Source organism: Flaviaestuariibacter amylovorans (assembly GCF_039541815.1).
In the GTDB taxonomy this organism is placed as follows: domain Bacteria; phylum Bacteroidota; class Bacteroidia; order Chitinophagales; family Chitinophagaceae; genus Flavisolibacter; species Flavisolibacter amylovorans.
Genome location: NZ_BAABGY010000006.1, coordinates 268628 through 294173, shown reverse-complemented (window position 1 = coordinate 294173; position 25546 = coordinate 268628). Strand labels below are relative to the sequence as shown.

Sequence of the window (25546 nt, the reverse complement as noted above, 5' to 3'; positions counted from 1 at the left end):
TCAGATACTTTTTCCTTTCATAGCCTTGCCGATCGCTTCGTCCATCAATCGCTCCGCGTAGGGTCGGGAGATCTCATTGAGCGCCTCGATAGCCGATTGAATGGCATCCTTATCCGTGCCTGCCACCTTGGCTTCGAGGTCCTGCATGGCGCTGCGCGTCACCTGTATTTCTTCGGGTGTGAGCCAGGCTTCGTTCTTTGTAATGAAGGTGCCTGTGGTCTCGAGCAGCACCCGCGCCTCGGTCTGCGCCTCTACCAGTGCGCGAAGCTTCATGTCGCTCTGTGCGTGCTCCAGCGAGTCGAGCAGCATGCGCTCCACCTCGTTGTCGGTGAGCCCATACTGCGGCTTTACCTCGATCGAGGTCTGCACGCCGCTGCGCAGCTCCTTTGCCTGTACGAGCAGGATACCGTCGGCATTGATCAGGAAAGAGACCTCCACCTTCGGGAAGCCGGCGGGCATGGCCGGGATGCCGGTGAGGCTGAACTCGGCAAGCTTGCGGTTGTCCTGCACGAGGTCGCGCTCGCCCTGGTACACCGAGATGCGCATGCCGCTCTGCCCGTCTTTCTGCGTGGTATATTGGCGCCCGGCCTTGGTGGGGATCTTGGCATTGCGCGGGATGAGCACGTCCATGAGTCCGCCCATGGTCTCGATGCCGAGCGAAAGCGGCGTTACGTCGAGCAGCAGCAGGTCCTTATTGCGGCCGGCGAGCACGTCGGCCTGGATGGCGGCGCCGAGGGCCACCACTTCATCGGGGTCCACCTCGGTATGCACGGGCCGGCCGAAGAAGTCGGCCACCGATGCGCGCACGAGCGGCACCCGGGTAGAGCCGCCCACCATCACTACTTCGGCGATCTCTTCTTTCGTCAGTCCCGCATCGGCGAGGGCATTACGGCAGGAGTCGATCGTGCGCTCCACGAGCGTGCGGATCAGCGACTCGAACCCAGCGCGGGTGATCAGAAGCTCCTGTCCGTCGATGATGGTGTTATAGCTATCGGTGACGCTCAACTGCTTTTTTGCTTCTTCAGCCGCGAGCCGTAACTGCTGTGCGAGCGACTTATCCGAAGAAATACGGGCATCGTCCCAGCCGGCCCCGGCAGTCCAGTGCCGCACGATGGCGCGGTCAAAATCGTCGCCGCCGAGGTAGGTATCGCCATTGGTAGCGAGTACCTCAAACACGCCGCCGGCGATGCGCAGAATGGAGATATCGAAGGTGCCGCCCCCGAGGTCGTATACAGCGACAACCTTTTCCTCGTCGTTGCGGAGGCCGAGGCCATAGGCGAGGGAGGCAGCGGTGGGCTCGTTCACGATACGGAGAACGTCGAGGCCTGCCAGGCGCCCGGCGTCGCGGGTAGCCTGGCGCTGGGCGTCGTTGAAATAGGCCGGCACCGTGATCACCGCCTTGTTGACCGGTGTTTTTAGGATATGCTCCGCGCGGGCCTTGAGGGCTTTGAGGATGAAGGAGGAGAGTTCGATGGGTGTATAGAACTTCCCGTTCACTTCCACCTTCACCAGGTTGTCGGTGCCGTCGTCGATGACCTTATAGGTGAAATACGGGGCTACGCCTTCCATGTCCCTATAGGATTTGCCCATGAGGCGCTTTACCGAAAAGATGGTGTTCTGCGGCTCGGTTACGAGGTACTGGCGGGCCTCCTCACCTACCGACATGTTGCCGCCGGGGCCGAAGTGCACGATGGACGGCACGAGGCGCGAGTTATCGAACTCCCGGAGCACGGTGGGCTGGTTGGTGCCGGGATGAATGATCGCGATGAGGCTGTTGGTGGTACCGAGGTCGATGCCCACGATCATCTCTTCCTGCTGCAGCGAGCCCGTGCTCATATTGATGGAGATCTTTGCCATAGCCTGCAAAGCTAACGCACAGCAGAAGAACCGGGTAGAACAAATGAACAGGGAACAGGGAATAAGGAACAAAGAATGGCTACCGCAAACCGGGCGACACCAGGGCTACTCCTTCACATCCGTATTCCCTGTTCCTTGTTCCCCCAAAAAAGGCCCCGCACAGCGGGGCCTTACTTCGATATTCATTATTCCTTATTCGCTATTCGATATTCTTACCGCATCAGGTACATCTTGCCGTACCCGCCCTTGAAGAAGCGGTCGGTCTTGTCCTTGGTATCAGCGTCGATCGAGTTTGTGGAGAGGTTGAACTTCTCCATCGACTTGCCATTGTGGTTGGTGATGATGCGGTACAGGTACACCCCGTTGCCGAGTTGCTGGCCATACTGGTCGGTACCGTCCCACTTGTACTCCGTGATGTTGCGGCCGATGTTCAGCGGGCCGAGCTCCGCCTTCGTGATCTCGCGTACGATCTTGCCGGTGACCGTCAGGATCTGGATGCGCAGGTTCTGCGGCACCTCGGCGCCCGTGATGGTGAACACGAAGGCCGTAGAGGTGGTGAAGGGGTTCGGGTAGTTGAAGATGTTGGAGATCGTAGCCTTATTGATTACCTGGAAGGCCACGCGGTACTCGATGCGACCGGCGCCGTTGCCGCTCTTGTCGCGGCCGCTTACGATCAGCTCATACTCCCCGTCCTCCGTGAAGTGGGGATTGAAGCGCACCTTGGCCTCATTGCCGGCCGACGTGGCGGGCTCGAAGCGGAGGGTGTCGGAGTTGAAGGCATAGCTGCGAACGTTGAGCTGCGGATCGCGCACCTGCACCGTCACCAGCGAGGTGTCGTCGAGCAGGCGGTACTTGGCCTCGTCCTTCAGGCGGATCTCGATACCCGGCTTCGCTGCCACGATGTCGCCGTTGAGGATGTGGCGGTTGTCGAAGGTGACGTCGAGGAGCGGGTTGAGGGTATCGCCGCGCACGAAGAAATTCTTGTAGATAAAGTTGTTGAAATGATACAGCTCCGGCTGGTCGTTGTCGGGGTTGACGTCGACGTACATACTGTTAGCTCCGATAAGGCGTGTATCAACCGGGAAGCGCACGTGCAGGGTATCGCCGGCAGGCAAGGGCTTGAAGCGGCCGAGCGGCAGCACGCGGGTCACGTTGTTGCGGTCGGTGATCACCACCTTCACCTTCAGGCTGTCGAAGGCCACATCGCTCACGTTCTTGAAGGCCAGCTTGAAGTCGAGGGGCTCACCCACGTCGAAGGTGTCCTTCATCTGGAAGAGCAGGTTCGGGGCTACAGCGCCTTCGGCTTTGGGTGTATAATAAAGACGCCAGTGATCGAGCTGGTATGGCGTAAACGAAGAGGTATCGGTTACGGTCATGTGGAGCTGCAGGTACGGGTAGGTGGCAGCCGGTACATTTCTGATATCCACACTCGTCTGCGTACGGCTGATGTTGCGAAGGAGTGTATCAACCGAACCGTCGGTTTTGATGCCGATCAGGTTCAGGGATACGGTATCCTGGCTGGGGGCTTCGAGCGAAGTACCACCCCAGTTGAGCTCCTTCCAGGCCGCCGCCGGACCAAAGCGCGGGCTCGTCATGGTGCCGGTGGAGTCGGTAGCCGGGGCCATTACCGTCATGGTCATCACGTCGAACTTGCCGACCGACATGCCCTGTGCCGGGGTAAATGAGGGTCGGTTCTTCTGGAATACGAACGCAAAGGCGCGCGGACGCGTCACCGAGTCGATGAGCGTGAAGCCGGCCTGCTTCAACACGTTGTAGAAAGTATGATTCGTGCCGTACAGGTTGGCATCGTTGATCCAGTGCGAAACGTACTGGTTCAAGTGGTCTTCGCCCCGCATAATACTGCGCAGCACCACGAAGTTGCCGTCGGGGATCTGGTCCAGGAAGGCCACCGCTTTCCGGCGGCCGGCCGTATCGTTGAGGAACTCATAGTTGAAGCGACGGAGCGTATTTGTACAGACAGCGCTGCCGTACTGGCCGCTGCCGTTGACCCACGGGCGGAACGTGGTCTTGTCGAACACATTGAACACCATGGAATAGTTACAGGCGTTGCGGATATAGTTTACCCCGTTCACATTGATCACGAGGTCGCCGGCCTGTCCCGTAGCGTATCCGGTGCCGAAGACGCCATTGCGGATATAGAGCTCATGCTGCACCGGGTTGAACTGATAGCGGCGGCTCGCCGAATCAAGTCGCATACGGCTAAAGCGGGTACCCTGGTGCTGGAAATAGTGCGATTGGTTGTAACCCGTGTCGGTGCCGGCCCGATAGAGGAAGGAGGCCTCCGCCCAGTTGGGTACGCCGCTTGTCACCACCTCGGCAACACGCCAGTAATAGACCGTGTTGTCGCGGAAGTTTACGCTTGGATTAAACTCCACGATACCACCCGGGGCATTGAGGTCATTGGAGACTTTCAGGGGCGAATTGAACATGGCCGTCGTATCAAGCTCCATCCGGTAGGTGCGCGTACTCGCGAACGGATTCGCCGTCGACACCACGAACTTCACGTTCTGGCGGTTTACGATGGAAAAGTTGTAAGGGTATACAGGACGCGCCTCGTCTTCGTAGATGAAGATATCCTTGGTGATGCTATTGTTGTTTTCAAAGAGTTCGTCCACGGCGCCATCGGCATCTACCGTAACGGTAATGCGGTTGAGTCCTTTGTCGCGCAGTGGCTCAATGGGCACGTCGATCGAGATCGAATCGCGGAAACGGATGCCGCGGAGGGTATCTCGGTAGATGACCAGGCTGTTGCCGCCCGGGAACTCGCGCTTCACCTCCACCACGATCGAGTCGCTCACGGCACGGCCCATGTTGAGCACCTGCGCGCGCAGGCGGAAGGAGTTGTCGGCGACCGATACGAAGCTCGGGCTCGTGCGTACCAGCGGGTCTTCGATCACGTAGTCGGGCTGGGCATGCGGGTTGAGCGTGATGGCCGGGTCGCCGTTGAGGTTGGATTCCTCGCAGGTGGCGCGGGCATAGAAGTCCTCCTGCGTGTTCACCGCAAACACGTCTTCGGTGGAGTGCATCAGGATCTCCCCGATGGAGGCGCCGTAGCTCTTGTAGGTAATATGCTGGTAGATCCGCGCGCTGAGCAGGTGCAGGTAGTCGGTGATCCCGAAGTGGCTCGAGGCAATAAAGCCGATGGAGCCGCGGTTCGGAGCCATGACGAACTGTTCCGACAACGTTTCCAGCGCGCTGAGGCGCGCCGAATTGCCGCTGTACACATTACCGACATTACAGCCAAGGGCCATGAACATCGGGTACTTACCCGGGTTGTTGTATTGATCCGGGTTGTTGAGGTTGTATTCGAGGTGGCTGGAGGCGGAGTGACCGAAGTAGGTGATCAGCGAGATGCCTTCGGTAAAGAGGCGGTCGAGCTCACCGCTGTTGATCTGCTCCACGGTGTTGGCGCTGTTCTTCAGAAAGGTGGTGACCTTGGCGCCGTACAGGGTGTCGGAGATGATCCTTCCGTACTGGCCGAGGTAGGCTGCCAGGATCGCGTAAAGCGTCGGCTCGGTGGAACCCGACAGGTGTACCACGTTCTTCATCCAGGCCTTGTCGGCAATGAGGGGCGACTGCAGGCGCTGCGCGGCTTCGTACTGCTTCACCTTGCTGAGGTAGGTCAGGATCTCGGTACCCGAGATCACCGAAAGGCGCCCTACCGGCGTACGCTGATTGGACGTACCGGGCTCGGCCGTGAGCATGTTGTCGGAGGCCGGGTTGCCGAAGGTCGGCACGAGGTTGAGCCGGGCCATGGTGGGCTGCGCTTCGCCGTTGCGGGCCGACACATAATTGACGCCTTTGCCGATAATAAAGAGGTGGCGCGGGTCGATGCCAAAGCGGTTGCGGGCAAAGCGCGTGAAGTTCACGATCGAACTCGGATGCATCTTGATGCCGAATGCGAACTGGTCCACGAGCTCGTCGATCAGGTAGACCTTAGCGGTATAGGAGCCGCCGTCGGTGGAGCTGCGGTAGGCACGGTAGGCTTCCACCGGGTTGGTACCGTTGACGGTCTGCGTGAGGGCCGCATTGGTCACGATCAGGTAGTTGCCCTGGTTGGCGGCGAGGTTGTAGTTGACGAAGGTGCGCGGCGTGAGGGTGCTTACCGTTTGGGCAGTCGCAGGCGTTTCACCGCGTACCATCACGAGGCGGCGGGGCGTTGCCGACGGCGGAAGCACGAAGCGGTACTGGCCGGCCGTGGCCGTGTTGGCCACGAGGCGAAGGCCGTTCGTCAGGTCGAGGAGCACGGGAGCGGCGCTGCCGGCGCTGAAGTTGCTGACCTGGATATATTGCCCCACGGCGGTTGCCGGCAGGGTGAAGTCGAAGCTGGTGGCATTGCCGAAGTTGAAGAGACGCGGGTAGGTGAGCTCATACTGATGGACCACCATTCTGTCGCTACCAAACGTAGTGACGTTGGTAACTGCCACGGAGGCCGTGCCGGAGGCAAAGCGCGTTACGGGTACCGCCACGCTGTCGGTGACCTCGTTGAAGTAGTTGATCGGGCCGCCCATCAGCGAGTCGCCGTTCAGGTTTACGCGGTAGCGGCGCGGGTTGGTAGCGGTGCCGGCCATGGCGATCCGGAACTGCGGCGTGGGTGCAGCGCCTGTATAGGGAAATAACCCCGTCAGCGACGTGGTGAGGGTAGCGTTGGTGGCGATGTTGCTGGAGCTCCAGCCCTCGGCGCGGTCGTAGGCCGACGAGTACATGTAATCACCCACATTCACGGCATAGCCCGCGGAGATCTGGTTCTTGAAATAGTTGCCGGCCTTGTGGATGAAGTAGGGTTCCGGTGTAAGCGATGTGCCGGCCACGTTGTTGGCGGTGGTTTCGAGGCGCTTGTTGTTGCCTTCGTTCACCGTGAGGAAGTAGGTTGCGGTGTCGGTCTGCAGGCTCCAGCGGCGGTTCATCTGGTAGGCAGGGTCGCGGTAGAGGATGTTGTCCGGGCCGCCGTCGTTCATCTCCCCCCAGAACTCGATGTAATCGCTGCCACCGAGGACACCGTTGGCCACCGAGGTAAACAGGGGTACTTCCTTTCCGTTGCGGAACAACTGGAAGTGTGGTGCCGGCACCGAGCCGAGGCCTGCCGCCGCGAGGGTCGCCTGCGGGATGCGGTACAGGCCGTTACTGCCCACTTTGAACTTGAAGTAGGTTTTGCCGTGGTCGATCCACTCGTTGTTGTATTGCTGGGCCTGGGCGGTAAACCCTGCGAGCACCAGTAATGCGAGTAAAATCCGTTTCATAGTAAGGTGTTTGGAGGTAGGATGATTGGATGTTTATTTATTGATCCCTCCCAGGTCGAGGCTGAGCGAGAACACATGGGTGTACAGCGCGCTGCTCTGGTTGGCGAGGTTGGTAAAGGCATAATCGATGCGGACGTTGCCGAGCCGGAAGCCGGCGCCGAGGCTCGGCTGGTAGATCCATACTTTTTTCTGGTTGGTCGTGTCCTTGTCGGCGAGGGCGCGCTGGAAGTTGTTGACGCCGCCGCGGAGGAAGAGGACGCCGTTGATGTTGGCCTCCAGCCCGATGCGGGGATCGATGTTGAGGCCGTTGGAGCTTACAAGGGTGTTGCGCTGCCCGTCGAAGGTGAGGTCGAAGTTGGCCTCGGCCAGCAGGCCTACCTTCTTGCCGAGCTTGAAGTCGCGGGCGGCGCCGAACACGAGGCGCGGGGCCGTCATCTCGGTGGAGCGCACGGGAATGTCGTTGTTGGTGAGGTAGAGGGCTTCCTTTTCCTGGTCGGTGAAGTTGAACGACCAGGTGTTGAAGGTGGTGGTGATGTCGCGGCCCACGAGCCCGAAGCGCCACTTCTTGACCTGGAGCTGCAGGCCGGCGTCGAGGCCGAAGCCCCAGGCCTTGGCGAAGGTGCCCACAGAGCGGTGGATGACCTTGGCGTTGATACCGAACTGCATCTTGCGGTTGCCCCGGTCTTTCAGCTTTTGAGCAAGGGAGAACAGGAAGGCATAGTCGGCCGAGGAGAAGGAGCGGATATTGTTGTAGTTGATGGTGCCGTCGGGCTCCACCAGGAAGAGCGTGTTGGGAATGTCGTCGACTCCGAAGCGCAGGGCCGTGATGCCGAGGGCGCGGCGGCCGCCGGCAAGGGGGGTGGCGAAGGAAGCATAGTCGTATTTGCCGATCCCGGAGAAATACTCGGCGTGCATCGCGTTTACCTGCTTATAACCGAGGTGGGTGAGGCCCGCCGGGTTCCAGTAGCCGGCGGTTCCGTCGTTGACGGAAGCCACCTGGGCGCTGCCCATGGCCAGGCCACGGGCGCCAACGCCGATGTTGAGGAATTCATTCGAGTATTTGCGAAACTGCGCCCCTGCAGACAGGGAAAGCAGCAACGCTCCACAGAGGAGCGGGCGGGACGGGTTCATTCGGACGATTTTCGGGTCTTCAATAGTTTTGGAGCTGTTCTGAGACAGGGCCAGGCTCTTTACAAATGTACTTCACTTTACGCGGTCAAGCGAATACCCCTAGCCCAACCGGTCCAAAACATCGGTTAATTTCCACTTTTGGAACAAATGGCATGCCTGAGTTAAGAACAAGGTTTAGGGGGTTTAGATGGTTTAGGAGGTCAGGGCCTCGCATATAAATACGGGTAAAGCCGGCAAATAGTTGGCTAGCAACCTCAAATAGGCCCTAGGCTCATTCGTTTCCATTAACCACCGGCTACCAATCCGTACCCCCAAACCGCCTAAACCTCCTAAACCCTCCTAAACCTATATTTGCGCCCATGAATCTCATCGAAGAACTGCGCTGGCGGGGCATGATCCAGGACATCATGCCGGGAACCGAGGAACAATTACTCAAAGAGCCTACAGCGGCTTATATCGGCTTCGACCCGACGGCCGACTCCCTTCATATCGGGTCGCTCGTGCCCATCATCCTGCTCGTGCACCTGCAGCGGGCCGGCCATAAGCCCGTTGCTCTTGTAGGGGGCGCCACCGGGATGGTCGGAGACCCCTCGGGTAAAAGCGCCGAGCGCAACCTTCTCGACGAAGCCACCCTCGACAAGAACGTGGCGGGCCTCCGGGCTCAGCTCGGCCGTTTCCTCGACTTTTCCGGCACCGGTCCTACGGCGGCAGAGCTGGTCAACAACTATGACTGGTTCAAAGGACTCGACTTCCTGAGCTTCATCCGCGATGCCGGCAAACACATCACCGTCAATTACATGATGGCCAAGGACTCCGTGAAACGCCGCCTCGAAGGCGATAGCGGCCTTTCCTTCACCGAATTCACCTACCAGCTCATCCAGGGCTACGATTTTTACTGGCTTTACCAAAACAAGGGTGTCAAACTCCAGGCGGGCGGCTCCGACCAATGGGGTAATATCACCACCGGTACCGAGCTCGTACGCCGTAAGGCGGGCGGCGAGGCCTTTGCCTTTACCTGTCCCCTCATCAAAAAGGCCGACGGCACCAAGTTCGGTAAGACCGAGGCTGGCAACGTCTGGCTCGATGCGGGCCGTACCTCGCCTTATGAATTCTACCAGTTCTGGATCAACGCCACCGACGAAGACGTGGTGAACTGGATCCGAATCTTCACGTTCCTGCCGCAGGACGAGATCAACGCGCTCATTGCCGAGCACGACGCCGACCGGAGCAAGCGGGTGCTGCAGAAGCGCCTTGCCGAAGAGCTTACCGTGTTCGTGCACGGCAAAGAGGCACTCGCGGAAGCCATCGCCACCACGCAGAAGCTGTTCGACAATGCGAGCGCGCCGGCCGAGAGCCTCTCGGTGGAGGACCTCGAGAGCCTTTCAGGCATCCAGAAGATCTCCTGCCCCCTCTCCCACTTCGAGAACGGCACCGACATCGTGTCCTTCGTGACCGAGTTCGGCATCTACAAGAGCAAGCGCGACGCCCGCGAGCGGATCCAGGGTGGCGGCCTCAGCCTCAACCGGCACAAAAGCACCGACATCAACCGGAAGCTCGACCCTTCTCTCCTGCTCCACGGCCAGTACCTGCTGGTGAACGAGGGCAAGAAGAAGGTCTACCTCGTAAAAGCGGAGTAAACGAATTGCCCCCAAGAAAAAGCCCCGGCAGTATCGCCGGGGCTTTTTCTTGGCCTTACTCCCCGTCAGGAATGTCGGCTTCCCGGTAAAAGATCCGCTTCCCGGCGGCAGCGCCGGCGTGCACCATCTCGTCGGCCCCGGCAGAAGAACCGCCGATGCGGAGTACGGCGTCGCAGTGCCCGATGAGGCGGAGGGCCACCGGGTGAAAGATCTCGTTGAAGGCATCGTCGCCGATGGCTTTGGAGCCGGCAGCCTCAATCAGCGGCAGGGCAAACCACTCGCCGAGTACCGGCAGGTGCCCGCGCCGGTAGAGGCGCAGGGCGCAGTCGGTCATGGCTTTGACATTGGCTTCGATCAGTTCGGGTTGGTCATTAGTGCCGGAGCGGTAGGGGCCGGCAACGAGGATCATCATAAGAAAGGGTTTTGGATTGTTGGAATGTCGGGACACGCCATGGAGCGTCCGTACGCGTGTTATAAGAAGGAAGGGGAAGCAGCATGCTGCATACGTGCGCTATAGCAGCTGATGTAGCGCGGCGTATTGCAGCAGCAGAATCGTTTTGCCGTCCCGTATTTCCCCGGAAGCGACCATGGCCATCGCCTGCGCAAACGGGAGCTCCAGCACCTCGATGTCTTCCTGCTCGTGGGCGATGCCGCCACCATCGTCGACCTGCATGCTGCGGTCGTATTCGGCCACGAAGAGGTAGAGCAGCTCCGTAACGGAGCCGGGCGACATATAGGTTTCAAACACCTTGCGCACCTCGTGCACGCGAAAGCCCGTCTCTTCCTCGGTCTCCCGACGGATGCAGTCTTCGGGGTTGTCGCGGTCGAGGAGGCCCGCCGGCACTTCGATCAGCAGGCCGTCGGGGTTGCCGTTCACAAAGGTGGGCATCCGGAACTGCCGTGTGAGGATCACGGTGCCGCGGGTGCGGTTGTAGAGCAGGATGGCCGCGCCGTTGCCGCGGTCGTAGGCCTCGCGGCTTTGCGCCTGCCAGGTGCCGTCGGCGCGGCGGTACTCGAAGTGGATCTTGCGGAGGGTATACCAGTTGTCGGAGAGCACTTCCGGCTGTACGTTGCGCACGCGTTCGTTCATGAAAGGAATTCGTTTGGCCAAATCTAGGTCCCCGCCGCCCCGCGCGCAGGCCTCTATGCATGAATTGTCGTTCTGTACGGGTGGGCTGGTCCGAATGCCTGATGCCCAATGGGTAATCCCTGCGCTGCGCTACGGGAAGACAACGTAAGCTGGTAATGAATCGAAAACCCACGGCTGATCCCTCGGCTACGCTCGGGATGACAACGTGGGCTGGTTCTCGATTACCGATCCAAGGCTTTACCAAGAGATGACGGTTATGTATTGTCGCACATAATGCAACCGTTTCTCTACTTCCCCCATCAATCCATTCTCCCATTAGCACATTACCCCATTAGCACATTAACTCACTATCTTCGGCTCCGTATGAAAAACGCACTGCTCCTGCTTGCCTTTGCAGGCTTCTCTGCCAAAGGCCTTGCCCAGACCAAGACTACCACGTTGCTAGTGGGCACCTACACCCATAAAGGACACAGCACCGGCATTTATACCTTCTCATTCAACCCGGCAGATGCCGCCACGGCGCCGATCGATTCGGCGAAGGCTTCCAACCCGTCGTTCCTCGTACCCGCTCCCAACGGCCGCTACGTGTATGCCGTGAACGAGGACGGGAAGGCCGACGGGGGCGGACGCCTGAGCGCCTTCCGCCTCGACAAGGGCCGCCTCTCGTTTATCAACAGCGTACCGTCGCAGGGCGACCATCCCTGCTATGTGATGGTGGATGAGAAAGGCCGCAACGTGGTCGTAGGAAACTACAGCAGCGGCACCGTAGCCCTCTTCGGCGTGGCGCCCGACGGTGGCGTCAGCGAATCCCTTGTCTCCTTCAATCACACCGGCAGCGGCCCGAACAAGGCCCGCCAGGAGGCGCCGCATGTACACGCCACGGTGCTGAGCCCCGACGGCGACTACGTACTCGTGCCCGACCTCGGCACCGACAAAGTGGTGATCTACCGTATCAGCAGCAAGAACAGCCGGCTCGACGCGCTCGACCGCTCCGTGGCCCTCACGCCGGGCTCGGGCCCGCGTCACCTTGATTTTCACCCCAACGGCAAGTGGGCCTATGTGACCCAGGAGCTGACGGGCACCGTGAGTGCGTTCCGCTACGGCAAGGGAAAGCTCGAGCACCTGCAGGAGATTTCCCTGCTGGCCGACAGCAGCAGGAAGGGCAGCAGCGCCGACATCCACGTATCGCCCGACGGCAAGTACCTCTATGCCTCGAACCGTAATCCTACGAACCACCTCGCCATCTTCCGCATTGATCAAAGTACCGGGCAGTTGACGCCGGTAGGGCACCAGCCTACGGGTGGCCTCGTGCCGCGCAACTTCTCCTTCTCCCCCGACGGGGCCTGGCTACTGGTCGCCAACCAGGAAAGCGACAGCATCACTGTCTTCAAAGTAGACAAGGTCACCGGCCTGCTCACGGATACGGGTAAGCGCGTCGCGGTGCCCAGCCCCGTGTGCCTGCAGTGGGTGGAGAAATAGCAGGTGAGCGAGTGAGCAGGTGATTTGTGCATTGCCCCATATTTCGCATGATTACATACGATAAGTGAGTTGTTTCAATACACTGACTTAAAGCCAGGAGAATCGATTAAACAACTACCAGCATCCATCACGGACCCGAATAAAAAGGGGCTGTCTCTTTGTATTGAGACAGCCCCTTTTCTATTCCAGAAGAAATTTCCGTAGTACCGGTAGCATGATTCCTTCTCGAGTTCACTTGCTCACCTGCTCACCTGCTCACCCACTACCATCCCCCGATCACCGTGCGCAGTTTCCCCCAGAGCTCGTTGTCGAAGCCGGATGAAGCGAGGGTGACGCCGCCCGCTGCGTTGCCGAGCCGTACAACTACAAGTCCGTGTGCCCGTGATACGTAGATCTTCTGGTCGTTCTTTCCGAGCGCGGCAAAAAGGTCGGCGGGCGCCTGCGGCAACAGGGCGCCGGGAAAGGTTTGCTGCGTCTGTGGCACCATAAAGGAGCTTTTCCCGTTGAGCCAGGTAAGGTAGCCGTAGGAGGCATTGAGGGCCTGCGTGCTGTTGACCTGCGTAGCCAACCAGCCACTGTCGGCGATTGAGGTGCCGCTCCACTGCCCCATGTGCTGCAGCAGAAGCCCGAAGCGGGCCGCGCTGCGCGCCGTACTGCCATAGATCAGATTATACCCGCTCATGAACCAGAGGCCGTTCATGCCGATGCGGTCGCGGACCCTCTGTGCGAAATACTGGTTGTACGAAACGCCGGTGGCCACCTCGATCACGTCGTGAAGCTTATTGTGCGCACCATTGTGATAGGCCCATCGCGTGCCGGCATCGGCACGATAGCGAAGGCAGGCCGGCGTGGTGCAGTCGTCGTCAGCAACGGCGTCGTCAAGACCGGAGGTCATGGTGAGGAGGTGCTTCACCGTAATAAGATTTTCTTTCGCGAGGGGGGCACTCGTCCAGCCGGTGCCGAGGTACTGCGACACCTTGTTGTCGATGTTGAGGCGTCCCTCCTGCACGGCGATGCCGGCGAGGAGAGCCGTTGCCGTTTTGCCGGCGGAAGCCCAGTACCAGTTCGAGTCGGCGCTGAAGGTGCCAAAGTATTTCTCGTAGGCGATGCGCCCGTTCTTCAGGATGATGAAGGCTTTTGTGTTTTTGCTTTGCAGCCAGGGTGCCAGGGTGTCGAGGGCTGCGCTGTTCCAGCCGGCAGTGGCGGGAGCAATCGTTTCCCAGGCGGGGCTGCCCGAAGGCGGGAAGTAAGCGGCGGCCGGCGCGACCGGTGGGGTTACCGGCGGCGGGTCGTCGTGCGTATTCTTCTTACAGGAAAGAAGCGCGAGCAGGAGCGCACAGAAAAGCAGTGGTCGGGTCATGGAAGGCAAATATGCTGTTTCTGACAACCAGGATCTCTGAAAGTTTAACGACCGCCGGAAGGCTCCGCCCCTTCGAGATAGGCCTTCAGGTCGAGGAGGCGCTGCCGCACCTCGCGTTGCAGGCGGCGGCGCGCGAAGGCGCCGAAGAGCACGAACGGGAACCGTAATGCGTACGCATATACGAAGACTACCTCCGTGCCGCCCGCGGCTTCCCTGAAGTTCCAGGAGCCGGCAAAGTCTTTAAAGAGCCAGGGGCCGCGCGTCATCTTTACGGCGGCCACGCGCGGCGGCCGGAACGACACATATTCCGTTTCCATGCCGAGGCCGTTGTGCGCCACGCACCAGGCCCGCACGCCGACGGCCGCACGGGGAGCACCGCCCAGCAATTCTGCTTTCACCAGGAAGGTATCCCATTCGAGCCTTCGGCTGTAGTCCTGCGTGATGTCGAACACCGCTTCAGGCGGGCGCAGAATGTGAATGGAGTCTTGCAGGCGCGGCAAGGCAAAAAGGTTTTAGAGGTTTTGACGGGTTTTGAAAGGTTGAGGGCGCAACCTTGCGACGGAGTGACGCGGGCCTATCAGGTTGTTCTAAGAACGGAGGCAGCTCTTGTTCGGTAGATCTACGGTTTGCCTGCAGCGCACCAGGCTCCGTTCCGGATCAGGGCTTTCGGGTGAAGATCCATTTGTCGTCCTTGTAGCCTTTCTGGAGCTCGAGCCGGTCGGCGCTGATGGCGCGTACCACCCACACCTGCTCTTCGCCTTCCTGGACGAGCACCAGCGCACCCTTTCCGGTATCCAGCTTCCACGTGCCGGCGGACTCCATCTTGCCCAGCTGCAGGCGACAGGTTCCGTCAGGGCGCAGGTCGAAGTAGGTGCCGGCAAAAAGCTCGGATACGATGCGGAGTTGCTCTTCGGTGCGGCCCGGCTGCTCGCGGCGCCGGAAGTACCATTTGCGGGCGAGCTGCTCCTTCGAAACCGCCACCGGTGCAGCGGCCGCAGGCTTCGGCCCCGGCGTCATTTGCGTTGTAGTATTCGCGCGACGCAGCTCGTATCCGCCCTTGCGGTCCATCATCAGCAGCAGCGCCGTATCGGACACCGACAGGAGGCGCACGTTGTTGGTCTGCCCGCGGTCGGAGGCCATGGTCAGCGTCTTGGTAGCGCCCACGTAGGCCCAGTTGCCGTCTTCGCTTCTGCCCATCATCGAAGCCCGGTAGCGGCCATCGGCGGAGAAGGTCATGGCCATATCCGCAAACATCTTGCGGGCCATCTCGAGGTCGGCAGGGGCGGCGCCGGAGGAGTCGATGAGGCGGAAGAATTTCCAGGTGCCGGCGATGGCGGCGTCACTTTGGGCGGAGGCATTCAGGCAAAGCAGCAGGAGTACGGGGAGCAGTAGCTTTTTCATGGTTCGTAAAGATATGCCAACCGGGAAGGCGGCGCTCCCGGGGAACCGGGAATCATACAAAAGCCGCCCGGTGGGCGGCTTTTGCTTTATTGTGGTACCATGGCGACGCGTCATGACGCATCGTTACCGGAGGGAGAAAGGAGGGCTATCTACTCCACATGCACCTGCTTCTTGATCAAGCGGCAATCCCCAACCACACTACGTTTGCTTCTTCATCTATCTTTGTAATTGACTATTTTTCAATTAGTTACAAATTATCTGTTTGGTTTTCAACGTTTTTGCAAGGTCAATTACCAAGATAGATCCAAACGAGTTTATGGCAATTGTTATGGCAATTTTTTACACCACCTTCAGGTTCTAAATCAATTTATATGGCTTCAGTCAACCTGATTTTGGACAAACGATCCACCAACAAAGAAGGGCAAAATCCAATCAAGCTGATCGTCAATTATGAGGGTACCCAACGTAGGTTCTCCATCCGGGAGTTCAGCACCCCGGATGCGTTCAAGGAACTATCCCGGTCCAATAAGCATCACCTGAAGGCCCGGTGGAAGGAACTCCAAGCCAAAGTCGATAAGGCAGAAGCAATCATTGAGAAGCTTGATTTCAACTTCACTTGGGAACGGTTCAAGGCCAACTTCAATACAGAGTTCGATATCGTAACCAAGGGAACCAAGATCCACTTGGAAGCCCTTTATCAACCGATGATTAATGAACACGAAGCCAACGGGCGGTTCAAGTCTGCGGCTCACTACCACAATTCAATCACCTCGTTGAAGAAGTTTGCCGGGGATGCGGTGACCCTGCAGGATGTGAAGGTGGAGTTCCTGCAGCGGTACAAGAAGCATATGCTTGTACAAGGAAGGTCGATTTCGACCGTATCCACCTACCTCCGACCGCTCAAGACGGTATACCTGAAGGCCATCAGCGATGGCCTGATTGGATCTGGATCCTACCCTTTCGGCAAGAACGGATATAAGATTGGCGCATCCAGATCAGCCAAGTCAGCCCTTAACCAAGATCAGATCGTGGCGCTCTGGAACTTCAAACCACGAACGGAGAAGCAGAGGCAAGCCAGAAGCTTTTGGTTCTTCTCCCACTTCTGCAACGGGATGGCCCCGGTTGATATCGCTCACCTGAAGTGGACCAACATCAAAAACGGCCATATCGTCTTTTACCGGAGAAAGACCATGCATAGCAACAACACCCCTGAACCGATCTTCATTGAGATCAATCCCCACATCCAAGCCATCATCGATGATTATGGATCCAAAGATGGTCCATTCATCTTCCCCATCATCGATCCAAAGGCCACGGGGAAGAAACAGTTCACTCAAGCGGAGAGGTGGGCTAAGGCGGTTACCAAGAGCCTCCGTTGGGTATCCAAGGAACTGACTCCCGGTGTGACCATCAACTTCTATTCAGCCCGGCATACCTATGCAAACAAGATGATGATTAACGGGGTACCGGTGGCCCACATTTCCGCAGGTCTTGGACACTCCGATCAAAAGACCACCCAAAATTATCTCGGCACCCTTCCGGCCAACATACAGAAGCAGTATTCAAGGATCCTTACCGACTTCATTGAACCTGATCGGAAGCCAATTCTGAAAGCAGTTTAAAAGCAAGGCCGGTGATCACCGGCCTTTTTTATAGCTTTATCCGCATGAAGAAAATCATCACTCTCCTTTTTCTGACCCTCCCCCTATCGATGATAGCTTCAAGTCAAACACTTCAACTTCTCCTTCAGCTTCGAAACAAGAAGCCGGAACAGATCGAAAACATCCTTTCCGGAACCCGGTGGTCCGTTTGGCAAGCATGGGGACCATCTGACTCGACCGTTGGTAGCATCACATATGCACTCGACAAACGATCTGACGAATCCCCGGCTAAAGCCTTACTCACGATAATGTTCATGAAGGGAAATGTCAGAAACCGTGTCCAATGCAATGTGTTCAGAAAATCTCAAAGTGACTTAATTGTATCACATATAAAAGCCGGTGGCTATAAGTATACCAACACTAAGTTTGAAGATAACCTGCTAATCAAAACATATCAGAAGGGTACCGAAGGGATTGAAACCCGCATTGACACAAAGGAAATCACGGTATATGAGTTCCATATATATGACCTATAAGCGACCATACTAACCCGGAAACGGGATAGATGGATTTCAAAAGGTTTCTAAGACAGCTTGCACTATTCGAAGGCATTCGGCTCAACGCCTATCAGGATCAAGTGGGGATCTGGACCATCGGGATTGGAACGATCCGGTATCCGGATGGAACCCCGGTTATGAAGGGTGATAAGATAACCCTTGCTCAAGCCTATCAATATGCGGAAGTTGAAGCAAGACACATGCTTGCTGCACTCACGAAGATGCTTAAGGTTCCGCAGACAGAAGAACAACTGATCGCCCTCCTATCCCTCCAATACAACATCGGCACAGCCGGTCTTGCATCATCAACGGTGATGCGATCCATTAACGCCAAGAAGGATATCGCCACGATTGAACGGGCATGGTTGATGTGGAACAAGGGAACCATCGATGGGAAGAAAGTTGAGATCCCCGGCCTTGCCACCAGAAGGAAAAGTGAGATCAAGATCTATAAAGGCTTACTCAAACCTTAATGCAAGAACCCCGGTGATCACGGGGGTTCATCATTAGAGAGCGTCCTGAAAAATAGTTTGCGACCTAAATACGGCCTATTGCTTGACCTCCGGGAGATCGGGCGGGGTCTTGATATCAGATGCTGGAGGATCGGCTGTATTGGGCTTAAAATCGGTCACGGTATCAACGATTGAATCCACCTTCTTATCAAGTCCATCAACGGTCTTTTCTCCCAACTTCCGGAAGATCCGAACCAGACCCTTGAGAAAGGGGATCTGCGGCATCAGCACCGACAAATTTTCTGACACCGATGTGAGTTCGTAAAATGCGATCAGCACCGTTATCACGAAGGATAGGTAATACCCGGCAATAATGGGAGCCATCAATGTATCGATGAAGAACACGGAGATCAGCAGGATCAAGTAGATACACAATTTTTCCAATAGACCCTTTCTCAACTTCCGGGAGGTGATGGGATCAGAGATCCTCACAGCCTTCATCAGCCCGGTTACCACATCAATGATTGTGAGAGCCGTAATGATGTACACATACGAATGGATTCCTGCGAAGAAGATCCAGATAGCAATCATGGCCTTGAATACGCTTCCCTCCAAAAATTGGTTCCAAAGCTTTTGCAATAACAGTTTAACGTAGTTCATGGGGGAATCAATCTTTGGTTGGTGTAGCGCATTCCTTTTGAGATCGAACCACGTTTAATACAAAGCGGAATACAACTCCGCTAACCCTATCGCCGGTATCATCCCGGAAGGGAACAAGGGAGGTGGATCGGTTGAACTCCCAACCCTCTGCGTATTGCAGGTAGGTCAGGAAATCTTCTGCGATCAGCAAGTTATCGCTGATAACCTCTGTTTGCAGATCCACCTGATCCGCAGCCACCATATCACCGATGGTCACCTTGAAGCTGTATCCAAGCATCTTTCCGGATACCGTGGCTTCAAGGAACTCAATATTAACCACCGGGTAGGACAAGTTTCGTTCAGCCGAAAATTCAAAATCATCGGCCCATACCACCTCGTTCACCTGACCGTGGTTGGTCAGGTAGGTGATAAGCTTCTTCTTGATCTGTTGGAGTGATAGCATAATGGGTTAATAGGCTCTTACTCCGAATCCTCCCAAGGACGGCTTTGAGGGAAGTCAAAGAGGGAAACATTGATTGATTCCTCATCTCCGTTGAATGCATCCGGGAACAGGTCTTTGGTGGCCACAGAGGTGACCCACCGACCGTCAAGCATCTGCCGGGCGTAAAATTGGTTGGCACCATCGGTCATGCCTTGCCATTGCGTGACCACGTTTTGATCGATTACGTAAACCATGATTAAACTTTTCTGCTTAGGCGGGCAAGCAATAGGTCAACAGCGGTTGACAATATGGCTACCTCAGATGTGGTCAGACCCTTACCGGAAATAAGGAACGATATCTCCTTATCGGTGAAGTAGTTTGCCACACCTGCGTTATTACAGGCACCGATATACATCGATATGTTCGGCGTTGATGGTGAGTTCAGGGTCGTGGAAGCAGCGATCTCAACCCCGTTCTTGAACAACCGACCATCCGTTGAATTGATTCGGGAGCCTAAATAGAAGCTGGATCCGTTCGTATTTCCGGACATACCAATCATACCCCCGGAGGTCATGATATATGCCGCAGCGGAGTCTGAACTACCGTTACTATAGTTATTGCCTCTTGAGTGAATCATGAACATCGAGTTGTTGGCAACACGATTACCGAACAGGCTCTCCGTTGTCATACCACTCGTTGACGTTGATGTTCTTGAATAAACACCCAAGTGAGCATCGTTGATTGTTGCTGCGCCGGAAGGACCGGGCCGGTATGTGGTCACACCGTAGTTACTGACCCCGTTGAACTTCACCCCCGTAATCCTATGGTCTGGACCACCCGCCCAAGTGATATTGTAGGCGGTGTTCTTGAAGCTTAAGGATTGGCTTTCGGCCATATTGCCAAGCAGGAACCACATCTCTGAGATCTTGGTCGTATAAAGAGAATTGGCCTTCAACGTGGTGACGAAGTTGTGGATCGCATACTTCTCTGTATTGTTCACGGTATAGCCGGTGGCCACCAACCTTGTGAAGTAAGCCTGAGCATCAGTATCAAAGGACGTGACGGTGTTCCTACGCTTTGAAAAGCCGGAAAGAATCATAGGTTAGGCACTTAGGTCACCGGCAAGAAGCCACGTATCAGCAGCTACCTTGATCAGCGTTCCCACCGAATACTGAACCCTTGTCTTATAGGCGGCATCGGCAGAATTTAGGGTCACTCCGGAAGCCGGGGAGAACGTGACCTGTCCTGTCCCGGTTTGGCTGAAGGATAAGCTGAATCCAATAGCTATGGTTGTTCCCGAAGGAATTGTGGCGGTTACCCCGGAAGTGGAGTTGAACCGAAGCAGCTTGTTGTTATCTGCAGCAGCGATGGTATATGTGGTACCGGTCAGGACATCGATGGTGATGTGAGGATTGACGGGGGTATACCCAAGGGCCGTGGTGACTTGCGAAGATGTTACACCGGTCAGGTACCCCGCATTGTTGGTAAAGCCGGAATTGGAGGTCGGGAAGGCTACCCATTGGCCATCACCCCGTAGGTATTGGGCGGTGGTCCCGCTGTAGCCGATGATGCGATCAAACTCAACATCACCGTTGGCCGCTGCGATCTCCTGATCCACATAATCCAACATGGCTTGGTTGGCCTGAAGGTGTTGGGGGATATCAACAACAGCCGTGAGGATCGATGTTAGTTGACTATTAAGTTGTGTTCTGGTTGGCATAGGTCAGTTATCGTTCAATGAACCATCCGATGGATCCGCTGCTTATGTTGGTATCGGGGTTGTCCGAATAGGTCACCAACGAATTCTTCTTCAGGTGGTCAATCAGACGCAGCTTAAAGGAAGCTGCATTGTTGTCATAGTAATTCTTTAATGCTTCCAACTCCTGCAGCGATACCGACTCCGCCCCATCATCACTTAAACGAAGGACACCCTTGTTTGTGACCTTATATTGGTTCAGGATAAGAAAGTCAGCAGCAACCGCCCAAACCATCCATGGCTTCACATAATCGTTAAGCACTTCAGTATAAGTTTCGCTGAGGGTGGTCCCGGATTGGATTTGATCGGCAACTGCTTGGATTAGGGATCCGTACAGGGTGGATCCAAGAATTTGCTTCAACTGGATCTCCTGAACTGAGTGAATTACCTTGGCTAAAACCTTCGCATCAACGTTGGATTCAACCAAGGCTTGATCCTTCAGATGGCGATCTGATATAAGCAGAACATTAGGCATAGATAGAAAAAGCTTTGATGGTTAGTATGTCAACCACACCACCCTTCGAGGTATTCTGCAATTCTGTAACTTTCAGCTTCAACCAAAAACAAACCGATGTTCGATTTCGAAGAAAATATGATTCCCAATTACGATACTGACGCATACGAAGCCGCTGAGACATTCTTTATGGAAACAATCCGACCCATAGCATACAAGTTTGTTAGGGAGAAAAAAGAAGAAGGATGGTCCTTTAACCTTGCCGACGATTATATTGCTAACCCCGGAATGGGAACAGTCAGCTTAGGATTCGAAATGCACAGGAAGCCAGAATATAAAGGCATTTTTGTTTCAATTAGTTCTGAACCTTGGAGTGAGGATATTGTCATGAAGGCAACCCACGAAAAGAACCTCAACATGCCATTCCAAGCCGAAGAACCTATAGAACAACTTACTCCTAAATTCATCGAGATGTACCTAAGTAATGCAGTACATTTCTTAATGCAGGTACCAGAAATGCCAGATGAACTTGAACTTACCCAATTCACAAAGGAAATCATGGATGATATCAATCAACGTAAAGGTCTTTAACCAATGGAAACTGCAATTATCCATAGTGCATTAATTACAGATATCAAGGACACTATAAACGCTATCCTTGACGAACAGAAGTCCCCGGTTTGGGTGGTCGAATATGATGATGGTTATTCATATAGGGAACGATATGACGATGCTTCTATCTTCAACTTCAGCTTCGCAAATACCAAGACATATGCTTGCATAAGTTTTTCTGTTCTGGCAGATCTTGATCAGCTTTCAGGAACATTAGTAGATACCTGCAACGCAAATGAGCGTATCGTATTATCGTATGATTTCGAACTGAAAAGTGTTAAACATATTTTCCATCTTATAAAGCTTTCAATCTATTCTCTGGAAACCGTGCGCCGTTTTACAGTTGCACCCTTAACCATAGACTATGCTTCCTCGTATCATAATGCGCTGTGGAGAGATTGACACAAAGCCTAATCCCGCATCTTCTACACACCAAAATAAAATTGACTGATATGAGCATCCCCGATTCAGTTCACGAATTCTTCCTTGACACCTTAATCCCTGCGACAGAAGCATTCATACAAGCATCTACGGCGCATTGGAACTACCACACAAAAGACAAAATCCCATCCACCCAAGATGGTCGAATAAGGTATGGTTTCGAAATTATCGGCCATACAACCGCAAACATATACTTCCGATTCGAAGGAAGAAATGATAGTGACACAATACAAATGAAAGCGTATGACGACAAGAACTTCAACTTACAATTCGTAGCATCCGAAACAGTCGATCAGCTTAACGCCGAATACATTCAAGCATTTATGAAGGGCGCAATACATAGCCTTGTAAATGTCAAGGCGCTCACCGACGATATGGATTTGGAACAATACAGAAATGACCTTATTGAAGAATAGATTCAGTTGGAACTACATTGTAGAAGCCGGGCGATCAACCCGGCTTCTTTATTACTTACTCTTTCGTTTCACCTTTAAAGCAGTCCATTGGTGGCGGCAATACGGGGTGGTCTTGTCCTCCACCGGATCGTACTTAAATCCCCCCGAATATCCGAACACATCATATCCGAAAAGCTGTGACATGCTCTGAATGTTTTCCCGGCTAAACAGCTTCTTGCTGTTCATCATCTTCACACAGAAGTCCCTTGAGGTGGGAAGCAGATCAGGACCATTCACCTCCGGTCGCTTGGTGTATCGGTACATGACCAACACCTCCCCCGAATCCGGGAGATCAGCGGTCTTATTGGGCTTCACTTCAATCTTTCCACCGGATCCGACATTGACCTTGAGTACGCCTGATTCATGGAGCCGGTTCAGGATATCGGACAGGTCACCGGAAGCAACCTTCACGTTGATATCTTTTGCGATCAGATCCCGAAGTTGGTCCACCGTGAGCGACTTGATATCTTTTTCGATCAGGTAATTGGCGATATCGGCGTCCTTGTCAAACTTGAACACCTTGCTGAAATCCTCCACGATCTCAAATTCATCTTCCGAATACCCGAGATCCTTCACCTGCTCATAATCTTCTTCGGTCAGCTTGCGGTGGGTGGGCTTCGGATCAGCAGCTACAACCGAAGTTTTTTTTTCAGACTCCATAGGCTCCGCAACTGGATCAGGCACCGGGGCTGCAGGTTCACCGATAAACCGATCTCCACCGGCAATAGGCGGCAATCCTGCTTCCTTTCGGATTTCGTTTATGGTCATGACTGCTTGCTTCATTGCATCGGCCAGAACGGGCTTAAAAAGCTGCTTGTCGGTGAAGGACACCGTGCCGGTGATGGCAGGAACCTCAGCGAACAGGGTATTGAAGGCTTGTTCAAGTGCGTCACGCTTCACACGTACATATGTTGCCTTGAAGATCTCGTAAGAGGTTTCAAGTTCCGCACCACCGAGTTCACCGGGCACCTTAACGCCAAAGAGTTGAGGTGAGGTGATTTGATGGGAGATGAAGATATCATCGGACACCTTCTTTCCAACTTCGATATAGGCATTAGCCCAATCACCACTTGACAGGTTCTTCACTTCAGCACTCTTGCCTTCCGGGGTCTGGAAATCGACTATCACCTTGGACCCATTCTCACCCGTATACGAAGCCTTCAGATCGTCAAGGATCTGCTGCTTCACTTCTTCAGGCACGTTCGAACCTTGGAAGAAGGTGATAAGCGAACTCACCGAGAAGTGGTTGGTGATGTTGTTGTGGTTGAAATCTCCTATGGCAATGCTTGTCAGGATCGACTTGATGGCACCCTTGTATTCGGGCGGGGTATAGGTGGTTTGGGTTGACGGGAAGTAACCATCATAGAAGAAAAGGGTGGACTTCACATCCTTATCATTGGCCTTCCAACGGTCGTACTGGACCGGCTTCTTACCCAATGACCAGTCCTCTGAGAACCAAAACTTGGTCTTGCTCTTGTTGGTCCTGATCCGGTGAGCGGGAACGTGATGCAGTTCGATTATTTCACCGAACACATTACGAACCACCTCAATCCCGAAGTAGTTGAACACAAGGAAGTCCTTCACACACTTCATCACCAATTCCTTGATGTTCTCCGCAGGGTTAATCTTGATGGTTACCGGGGTACCATCTTCATATTGAAGCCCCTCACCAATGATGTAGTTGGACTTACCCTCAATGATGGACGCATGGGTACCGCAGTCGTTAAACAGCTTCAGCAGGAAGTCAGGGTAGGTATTCGATGTACCATAGGTCACGTACTTATCATCGGATGTGTTCTTGCTTTCATAGGGCTTCGGGACCGAACTGGATCCGAAGTTCATGGAATGGATATTCTTGTTCTTCATTGGTGTTCTTGGATAGGATAGGCTTATTCGTGGATCAGGAAATCATCTTCCGTATCATCCACTTCTTGGATCAGGTATGCCTGATCGGTTGCTTGATCAATCACCTTCAGCATACCGGACTTAACCGGTGTACCATCGGCTTCAATCGTGAAGCTGTATAGACCCGGCTCCATCGGTTCAAAGGCCGACCCCGCAACGGTGTACTTGTCGTACCGATCAGGATAGGGTGATGTGCTTTCCGGGAGTTCAACATCATAGGTCACGTTGCTGAAGGTTGAATGAACCATCATATGGAGATTGGATGGAACTGGATCCAACCGCTCACTTACGGTGATGATGAATATGTTCCCTGAAAGGGCTTTATCTGCGATCAGCATATTGGATATCCTTTCTTTCGTAGTATGGCCCGGCAGGTCAAAGAAAAACCCCGGCGATTGACCGAGGTTCCACACGAAAACAAAAACACACGAAGGAGTTAGATCAGCGAAGCGATCAGAGTATCATCAACGATGGGAATCAGCTTGGTGCTGACACCTTCGAAGCCGATGGTATAACCAACCAGATCCGATTCAGCCGTACCAAGGCCACCTTCAAGACTGTTCATTTCAAGCTGACCATTGAGGCCAAGAACGAAATACTTGCCGGTACGGGACTTAACAAGAACCGATACGGGTTGATTCTGGACCGATTCAACCCAAGCTTTATTGGTAGCGTTTACATCAGCGATTACAACCGTAAGGGATTGGGTGAAGTACAGGGTACCATCCTGAGGGTTCTTGGTCATTACCTCTTTAATCCCGGCTGTCGATTTCAACAGACCGACTTCCACATACTTCTTACCGGACACAAGAGAGATATTGCTAATCACGCCACCAGATGTTGCGGTGTAGGGTGTTTGGCCGGACAGGTCAGAATAGGAAATCATATAGAGTTTTTCCAGACCACCAACCACACCTTCCGATCCACAAGAACGGGGCAAGGCCACAAGAGAATTACAAGCCATCTTTAAAAAGATTTATAGAAAGGGGCCGAAGCCCCTGTTAGTTTATTGGGTG

The 25546-nt window shown here is 54.9% G+C and carries 25 protein-coding genes; 8 read left to right on the top strand and 17 right to left on the bottom strand.

Annotated features, from left to right (window positions below; all coding sequences use genetic code 11):
- From hscA to ABD937_RS07500, 3 genes are all read right to left on the bottom strand, one after another.
- Nucleotides 1–1857 (bottom strand): Fe-S protein assembly chaperone HscA, encoded by a 1857-nt coding sequence (gene hscA, locus ABD937_RS07510; protein WP_345254776.1) that lies wholly within the window; start codon nucleotides 1855–1857, stop codon nucleotides 1–3.
- Between the two features lie 212 nt (nucleotides 1858–2069).
- Nucleotides 2070–7118 carry a putative type IX secretion system sortase PorU2 gene (porU2, locus tag ABD937_RS07505; protein ID WP_345254774.1) on the bottom strand — a complete coding sequence of 1683 codons (5049 nt, stop codon included), beginning with the start codon at nucleotides 7116–7118 and terminating at the stop codon, nucleotides 2070–2072.
- Nucleotides 7119–7151: 33 nt separating this feature from the next.
- The gene (locus ABD937_RS07500; RefSeq protein WP_345254772.1) at nucleotides 7152–8249 is read right to left on the bottom strand and encodes a putative type IX sorting system protein PorV2; all 1098 of its coding nucleotides are present in this window, start codon (nucleotides 8247–8249) and stop codon (nucleotides 7152–7154) included.
- A 359-nt stretch (nucleotides 8250–8608) separates the two neighbouring features.
- Between ABD937_RS07500 and tyrS the strand changes: the two genes are divergently transcribed.
- Entirely contained in the window at nucleotides 8609–9886 is a 1278-nt protein-coding gene (gene tyrS, locus ABD937_RS07495) for a tyrosine--tRNA ligase (RefSeq protein WP_345254770.1), read from the top strand.
- Nucleotides 9887–9941: 55 nt separating this feature from the next.
- Here tyrS and ABD937_RS07490 read toward each other — a convergent pair whose 3' ends face one another.
- Entirely contained in the window at nucleotides 9942–10298 is a 357-nt protein-coding gene (locus ABD937_RS07490; protein WP_345254768.1) for a hypothetical protein, read from the bottom strand.
- Nucleotides 10299–10397: 99 nt separating this feature from the next.
- On the bottom strand, nucleotides 10398–10976 hold the full coding sequence (gene nudK / locus ABD937_RS07485) for a GDP-mannose pyrophosphatase NudK (protein ID WP_345254766.1): 579 nt from the start codon (nucleotides 10974–10976) through the stop codon (nucleotides 10398–10400).
- A 363-nt stretch (nucleotides 10977–11339) separates the two neighbouring features.
- Between nudK and ABD937_RS07480 the strand changes: the two genes are divergently transcribed.
- Nucleotides 11340–12455 carry a lactonase family protein gene (locus ABD937_RS07480; RefSeq protein ID WP_345254764.1) on the top strand — a complete coding sequence of 372 codons (1116 nt, stop codon included), beginning with the start codon at nucleotides 11340–11342 and terminating at the stop codon, nucleotides 12453–12455.
- A gap of 262 nt (nucleotides 12456–12717) precedes the next feature.
- Here the strand turns inward: ABD937_RS07480 and ABD937_RS07475 are convergent, their stop codons facing one another.
- From ABD937_RS07475 to ABD937_RS07465, 3 genes are all read right to left on the bottom strand, one after another.
- The gene (locus tag ABD937_RS07475; protein ID WP_345254762.1) at nucleotides 12718–13815 is read right to left on the bottom strand and encodes a serine hydrolase domain-containing protein; all 1098 of its coding nucleotides are present in this window, start codon (nucleotides 13813–13815) and stop codon (nucleotides 12718–12720) included.
- A 44-nt stretch (nucleotides 13816–13859) separates the two neighbouring features.
- Complete coding sequence (locus ABD937_RS07470) at nucleotides 13860–14315, bottom strand: type II toxin-antitoxin system RatA family toxin (RefSeq protein WP_345254760.1); 456 nt, start codon at nucleotides 14313–14315, stop codon at nucleotides 13860–13862.
- A 157-nt stretch (nucleotides 14316–14472) separates the two neighbouring features.
- Nucleotides 14473–15216 (bottom strand): hypothetical protein, encoded by a 744-nt coding sequence (locus ABD937_RS07465; RefSeq protein WP_345254759.1) that lies wholly within the window; start codon nucleotides 15214–15216, stop codon nucleotides 14473–14475.
- Between the two features lie 371 nt (nucleotides 15217–15587).
- Here ABD937_RS07465 and ABD937_RS07460 point away from each other — a divergent pair, with 371 nt between their 5' ends.
- Genes ABD937_RS07460 through ABD937_RS07450 form a run of 3 tightly spaced genes read left to right on the top strand, consistent with a single transcriptional unit; the run spans nucleotide 15588 to nucleotide 17847 of the window.
- Nucleotides 15588–16838 carry a tyrosine-type recombinase/integrase gene (locus tag ABD937_RS07460; protein ID WP_345254757.1) on the top strand — a complete coding sequence of 417 codons (1251 nt, stop codon included), beginning with the start codon at nucleotides 15588–15590 and terminating at the stop codon, nucleotides 16836–16838.
- Nucleotides 16839–16882: 44 nt separating this feature from the next.
- Nucleotides 16883–17353 (top strand): hypothetical protein, encoded by a 471-nt coding sequence (locus ABD937_RS07455; RefSeq protein WP_345254755.1) that lies wholly within the window; start codon nucleotides 16883–16885, stop codon nucleotides 17351–17353.
- A gap of 29 nt (nucleotides 17354–17382) precedes the next feature.
- The gene (locus ABD937_RS07450; protein WP_345254753.1) at nucleotides 17383–17847 is read left to right on the top strand and encodes a lysozyme; all 465 of its coding nucleotides are present in this window, start codon (nucleotides 17383–17385) and stop codon (nucleotides 17845–17847) included.
- Nucleotides 17848–17922: 75 nt separating this feature from the next.
- Here ABD937_RS07450 and ABD937_RS07445 read toward each other — a convergent pair whose 3' ends face one another.
- The 6 genes from ABD937_RS07445 to ABD937_RS07420 are packed head-to-tail and all read right to left on the bottom strand — an operon-like array spanning nucleotide 17923 to nucleotide 21138.
- Complete coding sequence (locus ABD937_RS07445; protein ID WP_345254751.1) at nucleotides 17923–18486, bottom strand: phage holin family protein; 564 nt, start codon at nucleotides 18484–18486, stop codon at nucleotides 17923–17925.
- Between the two features lie 7 nt (nucleotides 18487–18493).
- The gene (locus tag ABD937_RS07440) at nucleotides 18494–18928 is read right to left on the bottom strand and encodes a hypothetical protein (protein WP_345254749.1); all 435 of its coding nucleotides are present in this window, start codon (nucleotides 18926–18928) and stop codon (nucleotides 18494–18496) included.
- Between the two features lie 17 nt (nucleotides 18929–18945).
- Nucleotides 18946–19161, bottom strand: a complete 216-nt coding sequence (locus ABD937_RS07435; protein ID WP_345254748.1) for a hypothetical protein — start codon at nucleotides 19159–19161, stop codon at nucleotides 18946–18948.
- A 2-nt stretch (nucleotides 19162–19163) separates the two neighbouring features.
- Nucleotides 19164–20006, bottom strand: a complete 843-nt coding sequence (locus ABD937_RS07430) for a hypothetical protein (RefSeq protein ID WP_345254746.1) — start codon at nucleotides 20004–20006, stop codon at nucleotides 19164–19166.
- Between the two features lie 3 nt (nucleotides 20007–20009).
- On the bottom strand, nucleotides 20010–20627 hold the full coding sequence (locus tag ABD937_RS07425; RefSeq protein WP_345254744.1) for a hypothetical protein: 618 nt from the start codon (nucleotides 20625–20627) through the stop codon (nucleotides 20010–20012).
- A 7-nt stretch (nucleotides 20628–20634) separates the two neighbouring features.
- Entirely contained in the window at nucleotides 20635–21138 is a 504-nt protein-coding gene (locus tag ABD937_RS07420; protein WP_345254742.1) for a DUF6712 family protein, read from the bottom strand.
- 96 nt (nucleotides 21139–21234) lie between these two features.
- Here ABD937_RS07420 and ABD937_RS07415 point away from each other — a divergent pair, with 96 nt between their 5' ends.
- Genes ABD937_RS07415 through ABD937_RS07405 form a run of 3 tightly spaced genes read left to right on the top strand, consistent with a single transcriptional unit; the run spans nucleotide 21235 to nucleotide 22586 of the window.
- Entirely contained in the window at nucleotides 21235–21708 is a 474-nt protein-coding gene (locus ABD937_RS07415; protein ID WP_345254740.1) for a hypothetical protein, read from the top strand.
- A gap of 3 nt (nucleotides 21709–21711) precedes the next feature.
- Nucleotides 21712–22131: a hypothetical protein gene (locus ABD937_RS07410; protein WP_345254738.1), complete on the top strand. Its 420-nt coding sequence runs from the start codon at nucleotides 21712–21714 to the stop codon at nucleotides 22129–22131.
- Nucleotides 22132–22181: 50 nt separating this feature from the next.
- Nucleotides 22182–22586: a hypothetical protein gene (locus ABD937_RS07405; RefSeq protein ID WP_345254737.1), complete on the top strand. Its 405-nt coding sequence runs from the start codon at nucleotides 22182–22184 to the stop codon at nucleotides 22584–22586.
- 51 nt (nucleotides 22587–22637) lie between these two features.
- On the opposite strand, the gene ABD937_RS07400 is transcribed toward ABD937_RS07405, so the two are convergent.
- The 3 genes from ABD937_RS07400 to ABD937_RS07390 form a co-directional block, all read right to left on the bottom strand.
- Nucleotides 22638–24491 carry a phage portal family protein gene (locus ABD937_RS07400; protein ID WP_345254736.1) on the bottom strand — a complete coding sequence of 618 codons (1854 nt, stop codon included), beginning with the start codon at nucleotides 24489–24491 and terminating at the stop codon, nucleotides 22638–22640.
- A 23-nt stretch (nucleotides 24492–24514) separates the two neighbouring features.
- The gene (locus tag ABD937_RS07395; protein ID WP_345254734.1) at nucleotides 24515–24868 is read right to left on the bottom strand and encodes a hypothetical protein; all 354 of its coding nucleotides are present in this window, start codon (nucleotides 24866–24868) and stop codon (nucleotides 24515–24517) included.
- A 98-nt stretch (nucleotides 24869–24966) separates the two neighbouring features.
- Nucleotides 24967–25494, bottom strand: coding sequence for a hypothetical protein (locus ABD937_RS07390; protein ID WP_345254733.1), 528 nt, complete (start codon nucleotides 25492–25494; stop codon nucleotides 24967–24969).
- Nucleotides 25495–25546 lie beyond the last annotated feature (52 nt).

What these genes read in the sequence shown, in the direction of transcription:
- hscA (WP_345254776.1), bottom strand. Translation starts at nt 1,857, where the DNA reads ATGGCAAAGATCTCCATCAATATGAGCACGGGCTCGCTGCAGCAGGAA.
- porU2 (WP_345254774.1), bottom strand. Translation starts at nt 7,118, where the DNA reads ATGAAACGGATTTTACTCGCATTACTGGTGCTCGCAGGGTTTACCGCC.
- ABD937_RS07500 (WP_345254772.1), bottom strand. Translation starts at nt 8,249, where the DNA reads ATGAACCCGTCCCGCCCGCTCCTCTGTGGAGCGTTGCTGCTTTCCCTG.
- tyrS (WP_345254770.1), top strand. Translation starts at nt 8,609, where the DNA reads ATGAATCTCATCGAAGAACTGCGCTGGCGGGGCATGATCCAGGACATC.
- ABD937_RS07490 (WP_345254768.1), bottom strand. Translation starts at nt 10,298, where the DNA reads ATGATGATCCTCGTTGCCGGCCCCTACCGCTCCGGCACTAATGACCAA.
- nudK (WP_345254766.1), bottom strand. Translation starts at nt 10,976, where the DNA reads ATGAACGAACGCGTGCGCAACGTACAGCCGGAAGTGCTCTCCGACAAC.
- ABD937_RS07480 (WP_345254764.1), top strand. Translation starts at nt 11,340, where the DNA reads ATGAAAAACGCACTGCTCCTGCTTGCCTTTGCAGGCTTCTCTGCCAAA.
- ABD937_RS07475 (WP_345254762.1), bottom strand. Translation starts at nt 13,815, where the DNA reads ATGACCCGACCACTGCTTTTCTGTGCGCTCCTGCTCGCGCTTCTTTCC.
- ABD937_RS07465 (WP_345254759.1), bottom strand. Translation starts at nt 15,216, where the DNA reads ATGAAAAAGCTACTGCTCCCCGTACTCCTGCTGCTTTGCCTGAATGCC.
- ABD937_RS07460 (WP_345254757.1), top strand. Translation starts at nt 15,588, where the DNA reads ATGGCTTCAGTCAACCTGATTTTGGACAAACGATCCACCAACAAAGAA.
- ABD937_RS07455 (WP_345254755.1), top strand. Translation starts at nt 16,883, where the DNA reads ATGAAGAAAATCATCACTCTCCTTTTTCTGACCCTCCCCCTATCGATG.
- ABD937_RS07450 (WP_345254753.1), top strand. Translation starts at nt 17,383, where the DNA reads ATGGATTTCAAAAGGTTTCTAAGACAGCTTGCACTATTCGAAGGCATT.
- ABD937_RS07445 (WP_345254751.1), bottom strand. Translation starts at nt 18,486, where the DNA reads ATGAACTACGTTAAACTGTTATTGCAAAAGCTTTGGAACCAATTTTTG.
- ABD937_RS07440 (WP_345254749.1), bottom strand. Translation starts at nt 18,928, where the DNA reads ATGCTATCACTCCAACAGATCAAGAAGAAGCTTATCACCTACCTGACC.
- ABD937_RS07435 (WP_345254748.1), bottom strand. Translation starts at nt 19,161, where the DNA reads ATGGTTTACGTAATCGATCAAAACGTGGTCACGCAATGGCAAGGCATG.
- ABD937_RS07430 (WP_345254746.1), bottom strand. Translation starts at nt 20,006, where the DNA reads ATGATTCTTTCCGGCTTTTCAAAGCGTAGGAACACCGTCACGTCCTTT.
- ABD937_RS07425 (WP_345254744.1), bottom strand. Translation starts at nt 20,627, where the DNA reads ATGCCAACCAGAACACAACTTAATAGTCAACTAACATCGATCCTCACG.
- ABD937_RS07420 (WP_345254742.1), bottom strand. Translation starts at nt 21,138, where the DNA reads ATGCCTAATGTTCTGCTTATATCAGATCGCCATCTGAAGGATCAAGCC.
- ABD937_RS07415 (WP_345254740.1), top strand. Translation starts at nt 21,235, where the DNA reads ATGTTCGATTTCGAAGAAAATATGATTCCCAATTACGATACTGACGCA.
- ABD937_RS07410 (WP_345254738.1), top strand. Translation starts at nt 21,712, where the DNA reads ATGGAAACTGCAATTATCCATAGTGCATTAATTACAGATATCAAGGAC.
- ABD937_RS07405 (WP_345254737.1), top strand. Translation starts at nt 22,182, where the DNA reads ATGAGCATCCCCGATTCAGTTCACGAATTCTTCCTTGACACCTTAATC.
- ABD937_RS07400 (WP_345254736.1), bottom strand. Translation starts at nt 24,491, where the DNA reads ATGAAGAACAAGAATATCCATTCCATGAACTTCGGATCCAGTTCGGTC.
- ABD937_RS07395 (WP_345254734.1), bottom strand. Translation starts at nt 24,868, where the DNA reads ATGCTGATCGCAGATAAAGCCCTTTCAGGGAACATATTCATCATCACC.
- ABD937_RS07390 (WP_345254733.1), bottom strand. Translation starts at nt 25,494, where the DNA reads ATGGCTTGTAATTCTCTTGTGGCCTTGCCCCGTTCTTGTGGATCGGAA.